This is a genomic window from uncultured Leptotrichia sp. (genome assembly GCF_938036635.1).
GTDB classification, from domain to species: Bacteria; Fusobacteriota; Fusobacteriia; order Fusobacteriales; family Leptotrichiaceae; genus Leptotrichia; species Leptotrichia hongkongensis.
The window spans coordinates 1-2,148 of the sequence record NZ_CALHQO010000043.1 but is presented as its reverse complement, the minus strand read 5'-3'; the positions used below and the strand labels follow the sequence as shown (position 1 = coordinate 2,148).

Below are 2,148 nucleotides of genomic sequence, written 5' to 3'. Positions count from 1 at the left end.
GGGAAAGCTCGAAAAATTGGCAATTTGGCTGGAAGGAATTGACAAAAATTATAAGCCTGATAAAAAGATGGTGCTTGTTATGGCAGCTGATAATGGAGTAGAACGGGAAAAGGTAAGTAAATCTAAAAGAGTGATAACACAATATGTTGTGGAAGCGATGTTAAATGGAAAATCGTCGATTAATGCTCTTGGGATGGTTTACAATGCAGATATTAGAGTAGTAGATTTGGGAATTGATGAAAGTTCAGATATTAAAAATGAGATAAATCTTTCAGGAATCATTGAAAAAAAAATTACAAAGTCTGGCACTAATAATATTGCTAAAGAAGCTGCAATGACTTATGAGCAGGCTGTGAAAGCGATTGAAACTGGAATTGAGATGGTTGATGAATTTGTGAAGGATGGATATAATTTGTTTGCGACGGGAGAAATGGGGATTGGGAACACTACGACTAGCAGTGCGGTTTTGAAGGTTCTTACGGATTTACCGATAGATGAGATTGTTGGTTATGGGAGCGGAATTGATGATAAAACTTTGGAGCATAAGAAGAATGTCGTTAAAAAAGCAGTTGAAGTAAATGGATTGTCAAAATTTTTTGAAGAAAATATAAATGTAACAGGAAAAAAAGAAAAATTTGAAAAAAATAAAATAATAGATGTACTGGCAAAAGTTGGGGGACTTGATATTGCTGGAATGGTGGGAACTTATCTAGGATGTGCAAAAAAGCGTGTACCTGTTGTAATAGATGGTTTTATTTCAGCAATTTCTGCTCTTGTTGCTTATAAAATTTGTCCAAACTGCAGGGATTTTATGATTGCTTCTCACTTAAGCGAAGAGCCTGGAATGAAGTATATTATGAAGGAACTGGATTTAGAGCCAATGCTCTTTATGAATATGAAATTGGGGGAAGGTACTGGGGCTGTTATGATGTTTACAGTGATTGAGGGAGCTTGTAATATTACTGAAGTTGTAAGAAAATATCCTGATGTATAAAAAAATACATTATTTGGAATATTTAAATTTTTAAATGTATCTAGTATTATTGTCATAAATAAAATATTTAAATGTTTTAACTGTCTTTCAAAATTGAAGGACAGTTTTTTTATATGGAAAATAAATTTCATAAATCTTAGGATAGTTTATTTTATAATAAAAAAATAAAAATAAATTTTTCCGATTTATTTGTCTTTAAAAAAGTTAATTCTTAAAAATTGCTGAATTTAAGCATATTATATGTAAAATTTTGATTTTTTTAATAATTGTGATACAATAAACGAAGAGATTTTTAATTAAACAAAAACAAAGAACTAATGAAAAAGGTAGGTGTAGAAATGAAAAAACTATTAGTTTTTGTGATAATTATGACCAGCTTGATTTTTGGAGTGCAGGGATTTTCACAAATGAATTCTAAGGAATTTGAAAAAGTGATAGAGAAAGTATCGGAAGAATATGATAAAGGGAATAGACAGAAGGCAATATCAATGTTAAAAGAAGATATACAAAAAAATCCAACTAATGTTGTATTAAAAGCTGTATTGGGAATGTTGTATGATGACATGGGCAAAAAGAATGAAAGTGAAAAAGAATTAAATGAAGCGATAGAGATGCAGAAAAAATATCCTTTTATAGCAGATGATGGGAAGAAATATGATATAAGGCTATTAACAGGGATAGTTTATATGGGAATGGAAGAATACGAAAAAGCATTAAAGTGGCTTAGCAAAATCGATAATAAAAATTTTGAAAGCATAGATGAGATAAATTATATAATGGGTTCTTTAAATTATAAATTGAAAAATCCAGAAGAAGCAAAGAAATATTTTTTGAAATATTATAATAAAGATGCAGAAGGAGATTCAGAAAATATTTTGGGAATGATTTATTATGATGAAGGAAATCAGAAAGAAGCCCTGAAATGGTATTTGAAAGCGATTGAGAAAAATAATTTAAATGCGAAAATAAATTTAGGAGTATTTTATGCTGAATTAGAAGATAATACAAAAGCATTAGAATGGCTTAAAAAAGCACTGGGAGAGGCTAAAAAAATAAAAGATACAGAAATGATAAAAGATATACAGGAATCTATCAGAGAGATTGAAAGCAATAATTAATTTTATTATTTTTAATTAATTTTTTACGTAAAAAGT

2 protein-coding genes are annotated in these 2,148 nt (G+C 29.1%); both read left to right on the top strand.

Annotated elements, in window-relative coordinates; all coding sequences use genetic code 11:
* Nucleotides 1–994, top strand: a 994-nt coding sequence (cobT, locus tag Q0370_RS00745) for a nicotinate-nucleotide--dimethylbenzimidazole phosphoribosyltransferase (protein WP_299570738.1), incomplete at its 5' end; no start/stop codon positions are given.
* Nucleotides 995–1,332: 338 nt separating this feature from the next.
* Entirely contained in the window at nt 1,333–2,112 is a 780-nt protein-coding gene (locus Q0370_RS00740; RefSeq protein ID WP_299570735.1) for a lipopolysaccharide assembly protein LapB, read from the top strand.
* Nucleotides 2,113–2,148: the final 36 nt, after the last annotated feature.

What these genes read in the sequence shown, in the direction of transcription:
- Q0370_RS00740 (WP_299570735.1), top strand. Translation starts at nt 1,333, where the DNA reads ATGAAAAAACTATTAGTTTTTGTGATAATTATGACCAGCTTGATTTTT.